Here is an 18,823-nt window from a genome sequence, read left to right on the forward strand (position 1 = left end):
TCCCATTGCTCGTCCGTCAGAACCGTTCGAATCATCAAAGCCTCCAAAATGAGGCTTGAATCACTCAAAGGGCGAAAGTGGAATCCTGATTCTCAACAACCCCTAGAGCCTGGTGCGGACCTTCCAGAGTTCGGGAAACAATTCGACCTCCAGCATCTTCTTCAGGTAGGAGGCACCCGAGGTGCCGCCAGTGCCGCGCTTCATGCCGATGATGCGCTCGACAGTGGTGACGTGGTTGAAGCGCCAGCGGCGGAAATAGTCCTCGAAGTCGACCAGCTTCTCGGCCAGTTCATAGAACATCCAGTAGCGTTGCGGGTCACGATAAACGGTCTGCCAGGCGACCAGGACCTCTTCATTCTCGGTGCGCGTCTCGCGCCAATCGGTGCGCCTGGCGTCAGCGCCGATGTCGAATCCATTGCGTGCCAAAAGCAGCAAGGCTTCGTCGTATAGCGACGGTTCGGCCAAGATCGCCTCCAGCTTCCCGCTGAGGTCCGGCCGGTGCTTATGCGGGCCGAGCATGGCGAGGTTGCGGTTGCCGGCCATGAACTCGATGGCGCGATACTGCCAGGACTGGAAACCGGAGGACTGGCCGAGCGCGTCGCGGAACTCGGTGTACTCGCTGGGCGTCATCGTGCGCAGCACGTCCCAGGCGTTGTTCAACTGCTCGAAGATACGGGCGACGCGCGACAGCATCTTGAAGCTCGGTTCGAGGCGATCGGCGCGTATGGAGCGGATCGCCGCGCCGATCTCGTGCAAAGCGAGCTTCATCCAGAGTTCGGAGGTCTGGTGCTGGATGATGAACAGCATCTCATCATGCGCCGACGACAACGGCGCCTGCGCGTCGAGCACTTTCTCCAGGTGCAGGTAGTCACTGTAGGACATGCGCTGCTTGAACGACATCTGCGCGCCTTCGGACGCCGGATCGTAGGGATCGCTCAATTGATTTTCTCCATGCGCAGCCGGAAACGCTGGATCTTACCGGTCTGCGTCTTGGGCAGGGCGGCGATGAATTTCACCGATCTCGGATATTTATAGGGCGCGATCGTCGCCTTGACGTGGTCCTGCAGGCGCTTGATTGTCAACGCATCCGGCGACACGCCTTGCACCAGTACGATATGCGCTTCGACGATTTGGCCGCGTTCGGCGTCCTGGGCGCCGATCACCGCACATTCGGCGACATCGGGATGCGAAAGCAGCGCCGCCTCGACCTCGGGCCCGGCAATGTTGTAGCCGGCGCTGACGATCATGTCGTCGGAGCGCGCGGCGAAATGGAAGAAGCCGTCCGCGTCCTGGGTGAAGGTGTCGCCGGTGAGATTCCAGCCGTCGCGGACATAGTCTTTCTGCCGGTCATCGGCCATGTAGCGGCAGCCGGTCGGGCCGCGCACGGCCAGCCTGCCGGTCGCGCCGCGCGGCACCTCGCGCATCTCGTCGTCGACGATGCGCGCTTCGTAGCCGCCCACCGGTTTCCCGGTCGACGCCGGCCTCATGTCGTCGAAGCGGTTGGAAATGAAGATGTGCAGCATTTCGGTGGCGCCGATGCCGTCGAGGATCGGCTTGCCTGTCTTTTGCGTCCATTCCTCGAAGACTGGCGCGGGCAACGTCTCGCCGGCCGAAACGGCAACGCGCAGCGACGACAGATCGGCACCTTCATCCATGGCCTTCAGCATCGCGCGATAGGCGGTCGGCGCGGTGAAGGAGATGGTCGCCTTGTAGGTCTCGATGATGTGGACCATGTTGGGCGGCGTCGCCTGTTCCAGAAGTGTCGCCGCCGCGCCGAAGCGCAGCGGGAAGATGGCAAGGCCGCCCAGGCCGAAGGTGAAGGCGAGCGGCGGCGAGCCGACAAAGATGTCTTCCGGCGTCACCTGCAGGATCTCGCGGGCATAGGCGTCGGCGATGATCAGGAGGTCGCGGTGGAAATGCATCGTCGCCTTCGGCACGCCTGTGGTGCCCGAGGTGAAGCCGAGCAGCGCGACGTCGTCGCGGCCGGTGTCGACGGCGGTGAAAATAACCGGTTTGTCGAGGGCGGCGCGATCAAGTTCGGCATCATGGTTGGCCGTGCCGTCGAAGCCGATCACCTGCTTCAAGAACGCGCTGCCCTTGGCGCAGGCAGTCATCTCGTCCATCAGCCTGGTGTCGCAGAGCGCAACGGTGATTTCCGCCTTGTCGACGATCTTGCCAAGCTCGCCGGCGCGCAGCATCGGCATGGTGTTGACGACAACCGCGCCGACCTTGGTGGCGGCCAGCCAGCAGGCGACCATGGCGGGGTTGTTGGCCGAGCGGATCAGCACCCGGTTCCCGGGCTTCACGCCGTAATTCTCGACCAGCGCATGGGCCAGCCTGTTCGTCCAGTCGGACAGTTCCTTGTAGGTGCGGCGGCGGCCATTGCCGATCAGAGCGGTGTGGTCGCCGAGGCCCTTCTCGACCAGCCTGTCCGTCAGCTCGACGCCCGCGTTGAGATGTTCGGGATAGTCGAAGCCGTCGAGCAGGAAGTCCGGCCATTGCTCCGGCGGTGGCAGGTGATCGCGCGTGAACGTGTCGATATGCGCTGAAGGCCCAAGCATGTCGCCGCTATCCCTGTCTTTGCCCCGGTCCGTGCGCGAGGCACCAGGCCGGAGGCGGTGGATCCGAAATTCCTGTCTTTCGCGGGAGCTTTTTCGTGCCGCAGGTGCTCGAATGCCGTTCGAAGGGCGAGCATCCTGCAGGTTCGGGTGGCACAGCAAACCTCCCATTGTCGGCTGTTCGTCAGGCAGGATCGCACCAGTCGAAATTTGTTTCAAGCCTAAAATGTTTTGTTCTGGAGCATTGACGCATGGCATGGCGATTGCCAATCCTGGCGCTGGAAACGATGCTGTTTTGAGGGAAGGGCCGATGCTCGAACATCGCATTGCCGATTGGGACGATGCCTATGCCAATGGCGCCAACATCGCCGGCAGCGATCGCTGGCCGGCCGCGTGGGTGGAACCGGCGCAAGCTTTTCGCGACGCGCTTGCGGCCGAGGGGCGAGCACGGCTCGACATCTCCTATGGCGATGGGCGGCGCAATCGGTTCGATCTCTTCCTTCCTGGGGCCACGCCCAGGGGGCTCGTTGTATTCATCCATGGCGGCTACTGGAAGGCGTTCGACAAGAGTTTCTGGTCGCATCTCGCCAACGGCGCGGTCAGCAACGGCTTTGCCGTGGCGATGCCGTCCTACACGCTCTGTCCAGAAACCCGGATCGCCGGCATCGTCGCCGAAGTCGGCGCGGCGATCAGCAAAGCGGCAGGGATGGTCGAAGGACCGCTGATGCTGACGGGACATTCGGCCGGTGGACATCTTGCCAGCCGGATGGTGACGACAACGACGCCTTTGGCGGTCGATGTCGCGCGGCGTGTGCGCCATGTCGTTTCGATTTCAGGCGTCCATGACCTTCGTCCGATCATGCGCACCGAGATGAACGCGACATTGGCGATCGACGAGCCGGAGGCGCAGGCCGAAAGCCCGGCCCTGCTGCGCCCCATGGACGGCGCCCGCATCACCTGCTGGGTCGGTGGCGGCGAGCGCTCCGAATTCCTGCGCCAGAATGCGTTGCTCGCCAACATCTGGACCGGCCTTGGCGCCGCCGCGAGCGCCGTGGTCGAACCCGACCGGCATCATTTCAGCATTGTCGACGGCCTTGCCGATCCGACCCATCCGCTGACACGGACCTTGATCTCGGAGTAGCGCCGAGTCTCATTTTCCGTCTTGTTATTAAAGGTTTGCTGGAAAGTGCTTCAGCGCAGCATCAGTACGCGGCACACTTCACCCGCGGCGGCTGCCGGGGCAAACGGCTCCCGCACGATCAGCCCGTTGGCATCGGCCAGCATTTTCAGCATCGAGGAATCCTGGATGCTGAACGGCGTCGCCACCAGCGCGCCATCGCTTTCCTTGACGACTGCCCGCACATAATCCTGGCGAAGATCATTGGCCGGCATTGCCGTGCCCAGCCGCGCCGGACGGATGTCCGGGCGGTGGTCTCGGCCGCCAAGCCGCGCCAGAAGCGGCTTTAAAAACAGCTGTGAGCAGACCAGGCTCGCCACCGGATTGCCGGGCAGGCCGACGCACCTGATATCGCCGAGGCGTCCGAACATCAGCGGCTTGCCGGGACGCATGGCGATCTTCCAGAAGCCGAGCTGCATGCCTTCGCCGGTCAGCACGTCATGGATCAGGTCGTGATCGCCGACCGAGGCGCCTCCCAGCGTGACGATGACGTCGGCGCCAGCCGTCACCGCTTTTTTCACCAGCGCGGCGATTGCCTCCTTGCGGTCGGCGGCAATGCCGAGATCCAGCGCGCGCGCGCCGACCGATTGTGCCGTGGCGGCGACGCCATAGGCATTGGACGAGATGATCTGGTCCGGCCCGAGTTCGCTGCCGGGTGGCAAGAGCTCGTCACCGGTAGCGATGATGGCGACCAGCGGCCGCTTCACCACGTGGACGCGCGGGTGATTGGCCGATGCCGCCAGCGAAAGAGCCGCGGGATCGAGCAAACGGCCTTTTTTCAGCAGGACGTCGCCTGTCGAGAAGTCGAGCCCGCTGCGGCGGATGTTGCGCCCTCGGGCGGTGGGCGCGATCACTTCGATGTCGCCGCCGAGGTCCCTGACATTTTCCTGGATGACGATGGTGTCGGCGCCGTCAGGCAGCGGTGCGCCGGTGAAAATGCGCACGGCCTGCGCTTTGCCGACCGTTCCGCCGAAGCCACGTCCGGCCGGCGCCATGCCGATCACCGACAGCCTGGACGGTACCGATGCTATATCGGCGGCACGGGCCGCATAACCGTCCATGGCCGACGCGTTGAAAGGCGGTTGGGTGCGCAGCGCCACGACCGGCTCGGCAAGCACGCGATCCACGGCCTCGAAGAGAGGAACGCTCTCGCCGGCGAGCGGTGCCGCGCCCTCCAGCAGGCGTTCGAGCGCTTCTGCGACCGGAAGCAGCGCCATCAGGCACCAGCCCCATCTTCGCCAGCGGCTTTGTAGTCGCCCGACTTGCCGCCGGTCTTTTCGACCAGCCGGATGCCGGAGATGGTCATGGCGCGATCGACGGCCTTGGCCATATCGTAGATGGTCAGGCAGGCGACCGAGGCGGCGGTCAGCGCTTCCATCTCGACGCCGGTCTTGCCGGTGACCCGCGCCAGCGCGGTGACCTTCAGCCCAGGCAGCGAATGGTCCGGCTCGATATCGACGGAAACCTTGGTCAGCAGCAGCGGGTGGCATAGCGGGATCAGCTCATGCGTCTTCTTCGCCGCCATGATGCCGGCAATGCGTGCCGTGCCCAGCACATCGCCCTTCTTCGCATTGCCCGCCAGGATCGTCTTCAGCGTGCCGGGTTGCATCGAGACGAACCCCTCGGCGACCGCCGTGCGCGTCGTCTCCGCCTTGTCGCCGACGTCGACCATATTGGCCTCGCCCTGCGCGCCGAGATGGGTGAGAGCCGCCGCCATCGTCAGACCGCCATGGAGCGACGTGCGTCCATTCGGACGTACAAAGTACGCTCTATCATTTTGAATCTATGCATCGTGCTCTCCGAAAATCGATTCCGATTTTCGGGCCGATGCATCCGCCTTGCCCGTCAGAAGCAGGCGCGTCGCAGCGGCGACATCCTGTTGCCGCATCAGGCTCTCGCCGACGAGGAAGGTGGCGATGCCGGTCTTCTGCATCCTGAGACAATCGTCATGGGTGAAAATACCGCTCTCGCTGACCAGCAGATGGCCGCCCGGCACCATGGGCGCCAGCCGCTCCGAAGTTTCAAGGCTGGTTTCGAACGTTCTCAAATTGCGGTTGTTGATGCCGATCAGTTGCGACGACAGCCTTAGAGCGCGCTCCGTCTCGGCCTCGTCATGCACCTCGATCAGCGCATCCATGCCGAGGTCGAATGCCGTCGCTTCAAGCTCGCTCGCCAAGGCGTCGTCGACGCTGGCCATGATGATCAGGATGGCGTCCGCGCCCCAGGCGCGAGCTTCATGGACCTGATACGGGTCGAACAGGAAATCCTTGCGCAAAGCGGGCAGGGCGACGGCTGCTCTTGCCGCGGTGAGAAATTCCGGCGCACCCTGGAAGGACGGCGCATCGGTCAATACCGAGAGACAGGCGGCGCCGCCTTTTTCGTAGGCCCGCGCCAATGCCGGCGGATCGAAATCGGCACGGATCAGCCCTTTGGAGGGGCTCGCCTTCTTGATTTCGGCGATCAGGGCGAAGCCGCCCGATCCGTGCTTCGCCTCGAGTGCCGCCAGAAAGCCGCGTGGCGCATCGGCGTCCTTCGCCCGCGCCTTGATCTCGGCCAACGGCACGCGTGCCTTGGCCGCGGCGATCTCATCGCGCTTGTAGGCTTCGATCTTGCGAAGAATGTCAGACACGGTTCTATCCGTTCGAAATCTCGATCAGCCTGTCGAGCACTTGCAGCGCCCGGCCGCTGTCGATGGCTTGCCTGGCGACCGCGATCCCGTCGCCAAGCGTCGTCACCTTGCCAGCCACGACCAGTCCGGCGCCCGCATTCATCAGGACGGTGTCGCAATAGGCGCCGGCGGCACCGCCCAGCATATCGCGCAATGCCTTGGCGTTATAGGCGGCGTCGCCGCCGCGCAGCTCATCCTTGGTGTGCCGTGCAAGCCCGACCGCTTCAGGCGTCAGCGTGAAGCTGCGGATTTCGCCACCGATCAGTTCGGCGACATGCGTCTCGCCGGTGGTTGTAATCTCGTCATAGCCGTCGCCATGGGCAACCCAGGCGTGCTCGGTGCCGAGCGCCTTCAGCGTCTCTGCCACCGGCAGGACCCATTCGGGCAGGAACACGCCGACCATCTGCCGCCGCACACCAGCCGGATTGGAAAGGGGGCCAAGCAGATTGAAGATGGTGCGGGTGCCGAGCTCGACGCGGGTCGGGCCGACATGTTTCATCGCCGGATGATGCGCGGGCGCGAACATGAAGCCGACGCCCGCCTCGTGGATACACCGGCTAATGAACTCCGGCGCCAGGTCGATCTTGACCCCGAGCGCGGTAAGGACATCGGCGGCACCGGTCAGCGAGGACAGGCCGCGATTGCCGTGCTTGGCGACCGGAACGCCGCTGGCGGCGATGACGAACGCCGACGCCGTCGAAATGTTGACACTGTGGGAATTGTCGCCGCCCGTGCCGACGATATCGATGGCGCCGGTGGGCGCGTCGACACGCAGCATCTTGGCGCGCATGGTGGCGACGGCGCCCGAAATCTCGCTAACGGTCTCGCCACGCACGCGCAGTGCCATCAGGAAGCCGCCGATCTGCCCGGGGGTCGCGTCGCCCGACATGATGATGTCGAAGGCCTCGCGCGCTTCCTCGAAGGAAAGGGCGGTGCCCGTCGCGACCTTGGCGATATGGGCTTTCAGGGCGCTCATCTTGTCGAGGCTTGGGCGACGGCGGCCTGGTCGACGCGGACGTCATACTGCGTCTGCAGCTGCGCCACCAACTGGTCGAGCAAGTCGTCCGACATGCCGGAGGTGAACGATTTCTGCGCGTCTTCCGGAACCGAGCTGGCGTCGGCGCCTGCGGGCTCGAACACTTCGGCGACCTTGAACAGGATCTGTCCATCGCCGGTAGGCGAGGGGATCAAACCTGTGCCGCCTTCGCCGACACCGAACATCACCGCGGCGCCCTCCTTGCCGAAATCGGCGTCGTCGGCTTCGCGCTTCAGGCCGCGCTTGGTCTGCTTTTCCAGCTTGAGCTCACCCGCGATAACATCGAGCGTGGCGCCGGCCTTGAGCCGCTTTTCGAGTTCGCTCGCCTTGGCTTGCAGACGCTTGGTCGTCTCCGCCGCCGTCCAGTCGGCGACGACTTTCTGACGAACCTCGTCCAGCGTGCGGTCGCGGGCTGGCGTGACCGAAGCCACTTCGTAGAAAACGAAGCCATTGTCCGCCGTGGTCAAAGCGTCGTTCTCGGTGTTCGGCTCTGCCTCGAAGACGGCCTTGATCAGCTCCGGCGATTCCGGCAGGTCCTTGACGATCGAGCCATCGGGCCTGAGGCCGCTGCGATCGATAGCGTCGACCGTGACGTCCTTCAACTTCAGCTTGGCAGCCGCGTCGGCCAGCGAACTGCCGGAGGCGCGGGTGTCCTCATAATTGTCATGCACGTCCAGAAGAATGCGGCTCGCCTCACCCAGCGCCAAATCCTTGCGGATCTGGTCGGAGACTTCGGCCAGCGGCTTCACCACCTCGGGCTTGATCTCTGTGACACGAAGGAGCACCGGGCCAAAGGCGCCCTGGACGACTGGGCTGACTTCATTGACATTGAGTTTGAAGGCCGCGTCGGCCACGGCTTTGTCGGCGATCTTGTCCTTGGCGAGCGTGCCGAGCAGCGTATCGGCCGGCGTCTTGCCTTCGGCCGCGACGAGCTTGTCGAAAGTCGCACCGGCCTTGAGTGAATCGAACGCGGCCTTGGCGGCATCCGGCGTCTTGAATACGAGCTGCTCGATGGTGCGCATCTCGGGCGTGGTGTAGCGCGCCTTGTTCTTGTTGTAGTCATCGCTGACTTGGCTGTCGGTGACCGCGGTCGTATCCATGATGTCCACCGGTTCGAGACGGACATAGGAGAATTTGCGGTATTCGGGCGCGGCGTAGGTTTTCTTGTTGGCCTCGAAATAGGCAGACAGCACGCTGTCGCTCGGCGCCTCGATCGGCTCGACCAGCGTCTTCGGCAATGTCAGATAGTCGACGGTGCGATCTTCGCCGCGATAGAGCGCGACTGCCTTGAAGAAAGTGTCCGGCGCCTTGAGGCCGTCCGAGACCGCCTCGACGATCTGCTGGCGCACCGCCACCTGGGCACGATTCCTCAGATAATCCTCAGGCCGCATGCCGGCCTGCTGCAGCATATAATCGAAAGTTCGCCTGTCGAACTGGCCGCCCGGGCCTTTGAAAGCCGGGTCTTCGCGTGTCAGCTCCGCCAGCCGGTCCTTGGACAGGCCAAGACCCAGCTTGCGCGCTTGCTCGTCGAGGACCGCACCGGAAACGAGCTGCGCCAGCACCTGGCTGTCGATACCGAGCGACTTCGCCTGTTCATGGGTCAAGCGTTGCCCGAACTGCTGCGACATGACGGCGAGCTGGCGATCATAGGCGAGGCGATATTCCTTGATCGAAACCTTGGTGCCGCCCGCTATTATTACCGAATCATGGCCGGCAAGACCGCCCATCAGGCGCCCGGAGACGCCCCACACCAGGAAGCTGAGCACCAGCAGCACCAATAGACCCTTCGCGACCCAGGTGCCCGCCGCGCTTCTCAACATACCAAGCATCGTTACTTCCGATTTATGCGCATTTGCGGATGCGCCGAGTCTGAAACAAGCGCAATAGCGCCCTTCCGGCCCACTGTCGATTGCTTTGTCGCCTGATTTTGGTAGTGAGGCTTGAGCCGAATATAGCCCGGAGAAGCAAACCCATGACGCCAGGAATTCGCCCGCTCGTCGCAGGCAACTGGAAAATGAACGGCACCAGCGCCTCGCTCAATGAACTCAGGATGATCGGCAACGGCTTCATGAGCGGGCTCGACGCCGAGACCGAGGCGTTGGTCTGCGTTCCGGCCACGCTGCTTTCCCATGCCGCGGAGATTCTGTCGCGCACGCCGGTCCATGCCGGTGGCGAGGATTGCCATGCCAAGGAAAGCGGCGCCTACACCGGCTGCATCTCGGCGGAAATGCTCAGGGATGCCGGCGCGAGCCATGTCATCGTCGGCCATTCCGAGTGCCGCGAACAGCGCGGCGAGGACGATGCGACGGTCCAGGCCAAGGCGTCCGCCGCCTGGCGCGCCGGTCTCGTGGCCATCATTTGCGTCGGCGAGACGCAGCAACAGCGTGAGGCGGGTGCAACGCTCGACGTGTTGTCGCGCCAGGTCGCCGGGTCGGTGCCGGCAAGCGCCACGCCGTCGAACACCATTATTGCCTATGAGCCGGTGTGGGCGATCGGGACCGGTCTGACGCCAACCGCCGCCGACGTGGCGGAAGCACACGCGCATATACGTGAAAAGCTGTCGGAGAAACTCGGCGCCGTCGCCGCAAGGATCCGCATTCTCTATGGCGGCTCGGTCAAACCGTCCAATGCGGTCGAGTTGCTTGGCGTGCGCAATGTCGACGGCGCGCTGGTCGGCGGCGCCAGCCTGAAAGCAGCTGACTTCCTCGGCATCGCGGAGGCCTACCGCAATATTTCCTGATGAGTTTGTGCGGCGACCGACCGGTCTCCGCACGCCGGAAATTGTTGCAAAGAACGCGTTGCTTCCCATATTCCGGCCACGGGCTTGGAAATGCCGCGAAAGCATTGTATTGAGCCGCCTCCAATTCACCGGTCGTGTCCGCGGCCGGGCAGGGTCTTGCCAGGATAAACAATGCAAACCGTACTGATCGTCATCCATCTCATGGTCGTGCTCGCCCTTGTCGGCGTGGTGCTGCTGCAACGCTCCGAAGGCGGCGGCCTTGGTATTGGTGGCGGATCTGGCTTCATGACGGCGCGTGGTGCCGCCAACGCGTTGACCCGGGCGACAGCGATCCTGGCGGCCGCGTTCTTCGCGACGTCGCTGACGCTGTCGATCATCGCCCGCTACGGCGAGAAGCCGATCGATATTCTCGACCGCGTTCCCACGACGTCGGATAATGCCGGCAAGGGCGTGCTCAACCAATTGCCCGGTACAACGACCCCGGCACCCGCGGGTAACGCCACGCCTACGCCGCCATCCGGCAACGGCGCTGCTGGAACGCCACCTGCGACTGCTCCGTCCACCGCGCCCGCGGGCTCGACGCCGCCGGCAACCAACGGCACCACCAACACCGCGCCAGCGGCACCGCAGGTTCCGAACCAGTAATCCCACCTTGTCCAAAGGCGTGTCGGCGTTGCGGCCTGCAATCGCTGATACCGGCGCCTCCGGTGCCAGCGGACTCAAGTGCGTTCCGAACCAGTTCTCGAATCCGCCATGCAGAGCGCCAAGCGGAACCGCTTGGCTGCAAATACTCCGATTTGGTCGCTTCACGCCGTCTCTGTTCCGGCTCGCCTGGCTGGAATATTAACGCACCTTAACGCGATCTGTTGTCGTTTGATCACAGTCGCGGCAAATGCTGCGCTATCACGAAGATTCGACGGGTGGCGGCACGGTCTCGCGCTTGAGGCGTCCGGGCTTATTCGACTATAGATTGCGCGCGGCATTTCCGGTGTCCTTGGGGGACGCCGGGCGACGCCGTGGGCAACAAGCATAGAACGATCGGATCTTCGCCATGCAGCTTCGCAGCTTCATTTTCCTGGGACTTTGCGCCGCACTGGGCCTGAGTTCCCCGGCTTTCGCCGGCGTGCCGGCCAATATGGCCAATCAGTCGGTCGAGAAGACCGACGCCATCAACGTCGCAGCCAAGAGCGATGCGGCGCAGTTGAAGCTTCTCAAGAAGAAGAAAAACCCGACGCCGGACGATCTCTCCCAGATCAAGAAGATCGAGGCCAAGATCGTTGCGGACAAGGAAGCGGCCAAGACCAAGGCGCTCGAAGCCAGGAAGCTGGCGATGCGCGAGGCGGCGAAAGCCAGGGCCGATGCCGAACGGCAGGCCTTCCTGGCCAAGAAGGGCAAGAGCGCTCCTGCAACCGAAGTGGCCGAGGCCAAGCCGGCAAAGAAGACCACCAATATCATCGAACCGCTGACGCCGCTGACGCCGCTGGCGCCGATCCTGTCGGCCGAGCCGATCCCGGCCGAGGCGACGAACGTCGCTCTGAACGGCAACAATGGCGAGCTGCGCAGCGAAGTTATCGGCCAGAAGCAGCCGAGTGGCGGCTTGTTCGCCGGCCTGTTCGGCGGCACTTCGTCCGGGTCGTCGGTAAGCTATCTGCCCGAGACGCGCGCGCTCGACGCAGCGCTTGCCAAGAAAGAAGCCAAGAAGCAGTTCAAAGTGAAGCCGGAATTCGTCCCACAGGACGTGGAATTCACCGGCTACGACGCGGGCACCATCGTCATCGACACCAATGCCCGGCGGCTTTATCTGGTCGAAAGCTCGTCCACCGCCCGCCGCTATGCCATCGCTGTCGGCCGGGATGGTCTCCAGTTCAAGGGCACGGTCGCGGTTGGCGACAAGCAGGAATGGCCGCGCTGGATCCCCACGCTCGACATGCAGAAGCGCGAGCCCAAGCATTACGGCCAGTACAAGGACGGGATGCCGGGGGGCGGCCAGAACCCGCTCGGCGCGCGCGCCATCTACCTCTATGACGGCAAGAAGGACACGCATCTGCGCATCCACGGCACCATCGCGCCGCAGTCGATCGGAACCAGCGCCTCGAACGGCTGCTTCCGCATGATCAACGAGCACGTGATGGACCTCTATAGCCGCGTAAGGGTAGGCACCAAAGTCGTCATCATCTGACGTTTCGATCATCCTGCCGAAAGGGCCGGCTCAGCCGGCCCTTTTGTTTTGCCTTGTCCACCACTTCGGCGCCTTTTTGGGAAAAAGCCTTCGCGGCGGTTTTTTCTCTGGCGGAATCAATCAGGCCGCGTTAAGCGATGACTCCCATGGCGCGATATGTATTCATCACAGGCGGCGTGGTTTCCTCACTTGGAAAAGGCATAGCCGCAGCGGCCCTTGGGGCTCTCCTGCAGGCGCGAGGCTATCGCGCACGCATCAAAAAGCTCGACCCCTATCTCAATGTCGATCCCGGCACGATGTCGCCGTACCAGCACGGCGAGGTGTTCGTCACCGATGACGGCGCCGAGACCGATCTCGATCTTGGCCATTACGAGCGCTTCACCGGCCGCTCGGCCAACCAGCAGGACAACATCACCACCGGCCGCATCTACAAGAACATCATCGAACGCGAGCGGCGCGGCGACTATCTTGGCGCGACAGTGCAGGTCATCCCGCACGTCACCGACGAGATCAAGAATTTCGTCCTCAACGGCAATGACGACTATGATTTCGTGCTGTGCGAGATCGGCGGCACGGTCGGCGATATCGAGGCGATGCCGTTCCTCGAGGCGATCCGCCAGCTCGGTAACGACCTGCCGCGCAACAATGCCGTGTACGTACACCTGACCTTGATGCCTTACATACCCACGGCGGGTGAGCTGAAGACCAAGCCGACGCAGCATTCGGTCAAGGAACTGCGCGGCATCGGCATCGCGCCCGACATCCTGCTGGTCCGCGCCGACCGCGCCATTCCCAAGGAAGAGCGCAGAAAGTTGTCGCTGTTCTGCAACGTCCGGGAGAGTGCCGTGATCCAGGCACTCGACGTGCCGCATATCTATGACGTGCCGATGGCCTATCACAAGGAGGGGCTCGATTCGGAGGTGCTCGCCGCCTTTGGCATCGATCCGGCGCCGAAGCCGCGCATGGAGCCCTGGCAGGCGGTGTCGAGCCGCATCCACAATCCGGAAGGCGAGGTGACCATCGCCGTCGTCGGCAAATATACCGGCCTCAAGGATGCCTATAAATCGCTGATCGAGGCGCTCTCGCATGGCGGCCTGGCCAACCACGTCAAGGTGAAGCTCGACTGGATCGAATCGGAGATCTTCGAAAAGGAAGATCCGACGCCCTGGCTGGAAAAAGTGCATGGCATCCTGGTTCCCGGCGGCTTTGGCGAGCGCGGCTCGGAAGGCAAGATCCTGGCGGCGAAATTCGCGCGCGAGCGCAAGGTACCGTATTTCGGCATCTGCTTCGGGATGCAGATGGCCTGCATCGAGGCTGCGCGTTCGCTGGCCGGCGTCGAGCACGCGTCCTCGACCGAGTTTGGCCCGACCAGTGAGCCGGTCGTCGGGCTGATGACCGAATGGCTGAAGGGCAACATGCTGGAGAAGCGCCGTGAGACCGGCGATCTCGGCGGCACGATGCGGCTCGGCGCCTACCAGGCCGATCTCGCCAAGGGCTCCAAGATCGCCGAAATTTATGGCGACACGCAAATTTCCGAGCGTCATCGCCACCGCTACGAGGTCAATGTCGACTACAAGGAGCGGCTTGAGGATTGCGGGCTGGTGTTCGCCGGCATGTCGCCCGACGGCGTGCTGCCTGAAACGGTCGAATACCCCGACCACCCCTGGTTCATCGGCGTGCAGTATCACCCGGAACTGAAGAGCCGGCCGCTCGACCCGCATCCGCTGTTCGCCAGTTTTATCGAGGCGGCGGTGGAGCAGTCGCGCCTGGTGTAGGCACCGCCAAGCGAGGTGGTGCCTCATGCAGACCTATGTCGCGCTTCTCTACAGCATCGTCCTCGGCGAAGGGCGCCGCGTGATCATGTCCGATCTCAAGGCGATGGCGGAAGGCCTCGGCCTGCGGAACGTCCGCACGCTGGTGGCGACCGGCAATCTCGTCTTCGAAGCGCCGGCGACGGAAGTCGCCGATCTCGAGCAGCGTCTGGAAGCGGCTTTTGAAAAGACCTTCGGCCGCCATGTCGACATCATCGTGCGCGGCGCGACCGACTGGCTGAGGCTCGCGGCCGGCAATCCGTTCCCGGCCGAATCGATTGCCGCGGCGGATCAGGTGGCGGTGCGGGTGATGCGGCGGCCGGTGCCGGACGAGGCCGTCACGGCACTCGGCTCCTATGTCGGCAAGGATGAAAAGATGCAGGCCGTCGGCGGCGACATCTGGATTGTCTTCTCGCGTGCCAGTTCGCGGCTTCTGGCGGCAACGGGCCACAAGCGGCTGGGCATCGGCACGTCGCGCAACTGGAACACGGTGCGCAAACTGACCGAGATGGTTGGCGCATGAGATCCGGGGCGGCCTTGCACCGCCCCAGATTAATTCGCGTCAGGCTTTCGCTGTCTTGGCGCCAGCACCCACGGCCGCGGTGCGCAGCACGTAATAGATGATGCCGGCGATCGCCACGCCGAAGAACCAGCCGTAGACGCCCCACCAGGACGGCAGCCAGTTGGTGAAGTTCGGCAGGATCGAGGAGAAGATGGCGCCGATGCCGGCGGCGATGAAGGCATTGACATGCCAGCCGCCCTGGAAGCGGAACTCGCCATCCTCGCGGTAAAGCGCCTCGACGTCCACCTCGCCCTTCCGGATCAGGTAGTAGTCGACCATCATCACGCCGAAGATCGGTCCCATCGTCGCGCCGATGACGTTGACGAAGGAGGCGGCACTGCCTTCCCAAGGCGCGAAGGGATAGAGCACGAGCGCGATCAGCGCCGCAATATAGCCGCCCTTCTTGAAGTCGATCTGCCGGGGAAAGACATTGGAGAAGTCGAAGGCCGGCGACACGAAGTTGGCGACGACGTTGATACCAAGGGTCGCGACGGCGAAGGTCAGGGCCGCAAGGGCAGCCAGGAACCAGCTGTCGAATTTCGCCGAGATCTGGTCGGGGTGCAGCAGCACCTCGTGGTAGACGTCATAGGCGGCAATGGTGGTGACGCCTGCGACCAGCGAGAACAGGATGAGGTTGACCGGCAACCCCCAGATGTTGCCCTTGCGCAGCGACGCCTTGTCCGGCGCATAACGGGCGAAATCGCAGAAGTTGAGATAGAGCGCCGAGAAATAGGTCACCCAGATCGCGGCCACCGCGAACAGCGAGGTCCACGAGCCTGGTTCGCCCGGCACGCCGGCATCCTTGGTCTTCTCCAGGAGCACGTCCATCGGGATATCGCTGGTGAAGGCGAAGGTTCCGGATTTGACGCAGAGATAGATGGCCAGGATCAGCATCATCACCCAGACGGCCGGCCCCGCCCAGTCCTGGAAGCGGCGCACCGTCTCCATGCCTTTCTGGATAATCAGCAGCTGCAGCGCCCAGATGACCACGAAGCAGATCACTTCCAGGCCGGAGTGGCCGAGGAAATGGGTGTTGGTGTTGAAATCGGCGAACCATTGCGAGCGGATCAGCAGCGCGACGATGGCGCCGGAGGCGGCCGCCGTTTGCGCGCCATACCAGAAGCAGGCGACGATGGCCCGCACCAGCGCCGGTATGTTGGCGCCCCAGATGCCGAATGAGGCGCGGGCAAGCACGGGATAAGGCACGCCGGTCTTCACACCGGCATAGCCGACCATGTTCATCAGCGCGTAGATGATCAGCGAACCGATACCGATGGCGATGATGAAGTTGACGAAGCCGCCACAGAACAGAAACAGGCTGGCGGCGAGGTAATAGCCCCAGAGGCTATGAACGTCCGATGTCCAGACGTTGAAGATCGAGAACGGTCCCCAGTTTCGAACCTTGGCTGGAGCCAGATCCTCGTTGTAGAGGTCAGGTGAAGCACCCTGTATTGTCATTGCAATGTTCCCCTTTTGCAGCACGCGCCCTCACGCGGTGGCCGCGCGCAGGGTAAGCCTGACGCGGGGGAATGGACAAGCAATCCATTTGCGGGCTTTGGCCTTAAAGATATTCAATGAGAACCGCGATTATCGACGGGCCGCGACGGTGGGCCGGTTTGGGCTCGCGGGGTGGGTGATTCGAATTCGGCAGCAGATTTTTTTCGCCTTCTTTTTTGATGGAACCACCCGGCGGCCAGCGCGTTTCGTTGGGTTAGATCGAGCGAATAACGATCGACCGGGAGGAAACAATGAACTACCTGCATTTCTTTGCGCCCGTGCGTATTTCGCGCGGGCAGGGCCATCCTGTCGAGGAAATCGATAGTGTTGCCGAGGCCATGGTGTTCTTGCGGAAATGGCCAACAGGTCGGCGCGGCCCCGTCTACCAATGCGCGCTGAATTGCTGCTCGGCTGCCTTGGCGGGTCAGATGTCGGCCGAGGAAGCTAGGAAAGCGTTCACCGGCTTTGCCCGGATCACGCGGCTTCTCGACGATGACATGACGTTGCCGGCGGCCAGCGAAACCATGGCGAGTGCGCACGCACCGCGGCGGTAGGCGCTGCATCCTTCCTGCCTTGCAAGAATGTCGCGCCGCGGCGGCGGCTCGACAGTGCTTCATGCGCCACCGGCGACGTGGGTTCGCGGGTTGGGGTTCCGTCTTCAGGTGACGCAATAGCGGTCGATCACCCAAAGCCAGGACCCGTCGTCTTGCCGCCGGGCGACCTCGCTGGTCACGTCGCCATCCGGAAGGCGGGTCGACGTGAGCGCGAGATCGCCGCAAACGAGCGCCGGGCGCTGTTCTCCGGTCGCAAACTTTCGTCCAGACGCGACGATCTCGGCATAGTAGCGGCGGATAGCATCGCGGCCGCGCACAAAACGGCCGCCACCACAATCGATCACCGCATCGGATTCGACGGGCGGTCATGCCCTCGACGTCGCCGGCATGCTGCCGGGAGATCAGCAGCGGTTCCAGTTGCTGCGGATCGTAGACAGGCCTTCCTTTGGTTGGGTCGTTCATAATGGCGCTCAGCTCCGTTTCGCGGCGCAGTCTATCGCAACCGACACTGAGATGTCGGCATTCAACCACGCTCGCCGCAAAGGCGGTCAGGCAGTTACTGGACCGACACGTGAGGCTCGGGAAGCCGTGGTTGCGGCTTCAGCGAATTCGACGATTCCGTCTGGTCAGTAATCGGCCTTGGCCGGCTACCACTGAGGCTGAGGGGGAGGCTGCATTCCGCTTGGCCCCGGGCGTGTTGCCATTCACTCGCTCATATTCTGAAGCGCGTCGTACTTGACGACTTCGACACAGCGCAGATTGAGTAGGCGAATGACGCCTTTTTCCTTCAGCTTGGTGAAGACCCGCGACACGGTCTCGATAGTAAGGCCGAGATAGTCGCCGATATCCATGCGCGACATCGGTAACTCGACCTGACGCAGACCGCCTTGACGCTCCGCAATGTCGACCAGGAATGCTGCGACGCGTTCGATGGCGTTCTGGCGACCCAGGACCAGAAGGTGTTCCTGCGCCCTTGTCAGGCCCTTGAGCGCTAGCGGCAGCAACTGATGCGACATGTCAGCACTGGCAGCGATGCGGAAGACGCGGATGCCGGCGGCATTGATCGCTTCGGCGAAGAAATGATGCGTCGTGCCGCCTTCGAAGCCGAATGTCTCTCCAGCCAGGTGAAAGGCGCTTATCTGCCGGCGCCCGTCAGCAAGCAGGCGGTAGATGCGCACGGCGCCAAACTCGACCTGGTAGAAGGCCCCGGCCTTTTCGCCCTGGGCATAGATTTCCGCGCCGGCGGGAAAGAAGCTGAGCGGCTGCAGCAGCGCGGGTTGGAATGCCTCCCGAGGATTCGGCTGGGACGACCGCGACTGCGCTGCGAGTTGGGGGGTCGTGTAGGCGTGCATGGCTGTTTTCCCGGTTGATCCGTGTCACAGCAATCGCGCGAATCCTTGTGTCGCGAAATTCGGTTATGTCCCTACGGGAAAGTACCTAGAATCACCCTTCGCTGCGGTCCAGCCGTCGCTTTCGGCGGTCGAGGCGATCGTTCAGCTATTCACTTGCCTCGCGGCCGACACCTACTCAATGAGGATGCGAAAGAAAACATGCGGCGTGCTGTCAGACACAGGGGGCAAAACCGGCTTGAGCGCGCCGGGCTCCCATCAGTCGGCGTGCTTGCTCAGCACTGACCATGCCTGGTAGCGCTCGAGCTTGTGGCCAACCCGGTTAGTTAGGCAGTTCCTCATGGCGGCCATCGACAACAACGCTCAGGTCCGGCCCCCGCCTCGACCAGATCGAGGAAGCGGCGCACCGGCTGGCAAACTTAAGCCGGCGAGGTTTCCGCCGCCGGGCTTTCAGCCCCCCGACTTCGGCACCAGCAGCGGAATGACGCGGTCGCTCTTGGCCACGGAGGGCCGGCCGGCGGAGCCATAGGGAATGCCGAGCGCATCCCAGGTCTCGACCAGCGCGTCCTGCAACTCGGCGATCAGCGCATCGGAATGGAACGGCGTCGGCGTGATGCGCAGCCGTTCGGTGCCGCGCGGCACGGTCGGATAGTTGATCGGCTGGATGTAGAGCCCGTGCACGCCGAGCAGGC

At 63.3% G+C, this 18,823-nt stretch carries 17 protein-coding genes and 2 pseudogenes; 7 read left to right on the plus strand and 12 right to left on the minus strand.

The window, feature by feature from the left end; translation table 11 throughout:
* Nucleotides 1–102: 102 nt before the first annotated feature.
* Both kynA and NKI49_RS31850 read right to left on the minus strand, forming a co-directional pair.
* On the minus strand, nucleotides 103–939 hold the full coding sequence (kynA, locus tag NKI49_RS31845; protein ID WP_352606348.1) for a tryptophan 2,3-dioxygenase: 837 nt from the start codon (nucleotides 937–939) through the stop codon (nucleotides 103–105).
* On the minus strand, nucleotides 936–2,561 hold the full coding sequence (locus tag NKI49_RS31850; protein ID WP_352606346.1) for an AMP-binding protein: 1,626 nt from the start codon (nucleotides 2,559–2,561) through the stop codon (nucleotides 936–938). The genes kynA and NKI49_RS31850 overlap by 4 nt, the downstream gene beginning before the upstream one ends.
* Before the next feature lie 307 nt (nucleotides 2,562–2,868).
* On the opposite strand from NKI49_RS31850, the gene NKI49_RS31855 reads away from it, so the two are divergent.
* Nucleotides 2,869–3,699: a hormone-sensitive lipase gene (locus tag NKI49_RS31855; RefSeq protein ID WP_352606344.1), complete on the plus strand. Its 831-nt coding sequence runs from the start codon at nucleotides 2,869–2,871 to the stop codon at nucleotides 3,697–3,699.
* A gap of 50 nt (nucleotides 3,700–3,749) precedes the next feature.
* Here NKI49_RS31855 and NKI49_RS31860 read toward each other — a convergent pair whose 3' ends face one another.
* The 5 genes from NKI49_RS31860 to NKI49_RS31880 form a co-directional block, all read right to left on the minus strand.
* Nucleotides 3,750–4,952: a molybdopterin molybdotransferase MoeA gene (locus NKI49_RS31860; RefSeq protein WP_352606342.1), complete on the minus strand. Its 1,203-nt coding sequence runs from the start codon at nucleotides 4,950–4,952 to the stop codon at nucleotides 3,750–3,752.
* Nucleotides 4,952–5,452 (minus strand): cyclic pyranopterin monophosphate synthase MoaC, encoded by a 501-nt coding sequence (moaC, locus tag NKI49_RS31865; protein WP_352606340.1) that lies wholly within the window; start codon nucleotides 5,450–5,452, stop codon nucleotides 4,952–4,954. Before moaC ends, NKI49_RS31860 begins: the two co-directional genes overlap by 1 nt.
* A gap of 66 nt (nucleotides 5,453–5,518) precedes the next feature.
* Nucleotides 5,519–6,364 (minus strand): indole-3-glycerol phosphate synthase TrpC, encoded by an 846-nt coding sequence (gene trpC / locus NKI49_RS31870; RefSeq protein ID WP_352606338.1) that lies wholly within the window; start codon nucleotides 6,362–6,364, stop codon nucleotides 5,519–5,521.
* 4 nt (nucleotides 6,365–6,368) lie between these two features.
* Nucleotides 6,369–7,379 carry an anthranilate phosphoribosyltransferase gene (gene trpD / locus NKI49_RS31875; RefSeq protein ID WP_352606336.1) on the minus strand — a complete coding sequence of 337 codons (1,011 nt, stop codon included), beginning with the start codon at nucleotides 7,377–7,379 and terminating at the stop codon, nucleotides 6,369–6,371.
* Complete coding sequence (locus tag NKI49_RS31880) at nucleotides 7,376–9,268, minus strand: SurA N-terminal domain-containing protein (protein WP_352606334.1); 1,893 nt, start codon at nucleotides 9,266–9,268, stop codon at nucleotides 7,376–7,378. The genes trpD and NKI49_RS31880 overlap by 4 nt, the downstream gene beginning before the upstream one ends.
* 143 nt (nucleotides 9,269–9,411) lie before the next feature.
* Here NKI49_RS31880 and tpiA point away from each other — a divergent pair, with 143 nt between their 5' ends.
* The 5 genes from tpiA (at nucleotide 9,412) to NKI49_RS31905 (ending at nucleotide 14,692) form a co-directional block, all read left to right on the plus strand.
* Nucleotides 9,412–10,179: a triose-phosphate isomerase gene (tpiA, locus tag NKI49_RS31885; protein WP_352606332.1), complete on the plus strand. Its 768-nt coding sequence runs from the start codon at nucleotides 9,412–9,414 to the stop codon at nucleotides 10,177–10,179.
* A gap of 171 nt (nucleotides 10,180–10,350) precedes the next feature.
* The gene (gene secG / locus NKI49_RS31890) at nucleotides 10,351–10,824 is read left to right on the plus strand and encodes a preprotein translocase subunit SecG (protein WP_352606330.1); all 474 of its coding nucleotides are present in this window, start codon (nucleotides 10,351–10,353) and stop codon (nucleotides 10,822–10,824) included.
* Between the two features lie 406 nt (nucleotides 10,825–11,230).
* Nucleotides 11,231–12,358 (plus strand): L,D-transpeptidase family protein, encoded by a 1,128-nt coding sequence (locus tag NKI49_RS31895; RefSeq protein ID WP_352606328.1) that lies wholly within the window; start codon nucleotides 11,231–11,233, stop codon nucleotides 12,356–12,358.
* Between the two features lie 137 nt (nucleotides 12,359–12,495).
* Nucleotides 12,496–14,133 carry a CTP synthase gene (pyrG, locus tag NKI49_RS31900; RefSeq protein WP_352606326.1) on the plus strand — a complete coding sequence of 546 codons (1,638 nt, stop codon included), beginning with the start codon at nucleotides 12,496–12,498 and terminating at the stop codon, nucleotides 14,131–14,133.
* A gap of 25 nt (nucleotides 14,134–14,158) precedes the next feature.
* Nucleotides 14,159–14,692, plus strand: a complete 534-nt coding sequence (locus NKI49_RS31905; RefSeq protein ID WP_352606324.1) for a DUF1697 domain-containing protein — start codon at nucleotides 14,159–14,161, stop codon at nucleotides 14,690–14,692.
* 39 nt (nucleotides 14,693–14,731) lie between these two features.
* On the opposite strand, the gene NKI49_RS31910 is transcribed toward NKI49_RS31905, so the two are convergent.
* Nucleotides 14,732–16,189 (minus strand): NCS1 family nucleobase:cation symporter-1, encoded by a 1,458-nt coding sequence (locus NKI49_RS31910; protein WP_352606322.1) that lies wholly within the window; start codon nucleotides 16,187–16,189, stop codon nucleotides 14,732–14,734.
* Nucleotides 16,190–16,479: 290 nt separating this feature from the next.
* On the opposite strand from NKI49_RS31910, the gene NKI49_RS31915 reads away from it, so the two are divergent.
* Entirely contained in the window at nucleotides 16,480–16,782 is a 303-nt protein-coding gene (locus NKI49_RS31915; RefSeq protein ID WP_352606320.1) for a DUF982 domain-containing protein, read from the plus strand.
* Nucleotides 16,783–16,886: 104 nt separating this feature from the next.
* Here NKI49_RS31915 and NKI49_RS31920 read toward each other — a convergent pair whose 3' ends face one another.
* The 4 genes and pseudogenes from NKI49_RS31920 to NKI49_RS31935 form a co-directional block, all read right to left on the minus strand.
* Nucleotides 16,887–17,099: a Cif family virulence factor gene (locus NKI49_RS31920; protein ID WP_352695899.1), complete on the minus strand. Its 213-nt coding sequence runs from the start codon at nucleotides 17,097–17,099 to the stop codon at nucleotides 16,887–16,889.
* A 387-nt stretch (nucleotides 17,100–17,486) separates the two neighbouring features.
* The gene (locus NKI49_RS31925) at nucleotides 17,487–18,134 is read right to left on the minus strand and encodes a helix-turn-helix domain-containing protein (protein WP_352606316.1); all 648 of its coding nucleotides are present in this window, start codon (nucleotides 18,132–18,134) and stop codon (nucleotides 17,487–17,489) included.
* A gap of 145 nt (nucleotides 18,135–18,279) precedes the next feature.
* Nucleotides 18,280–18,495: pseudogene (locus NKI49_RS31930) on the minus strand (pyridoxamine 5'-phosphate oxidase family protein); the annotation flags it as partial.
* An 86-nt stretch (nucleotides 18,496–18,581) separates the two neighbouring features.
* A pseudogene (locus NKI49_RS31935) lies at nucleotides 18,582–18,823 on the minus strand (5-aminolevulinate synthase); the annotation flags it as partial.

It is taken from the genome of Mesorhizobium sp. M0587, assembly GCF_040320945.1.
Lineage (GTDB): Bacteria > Pseudomonadota > Alphaproteobacteria > Rhizobiales > Rhizobiaceae > Mesorhizobium.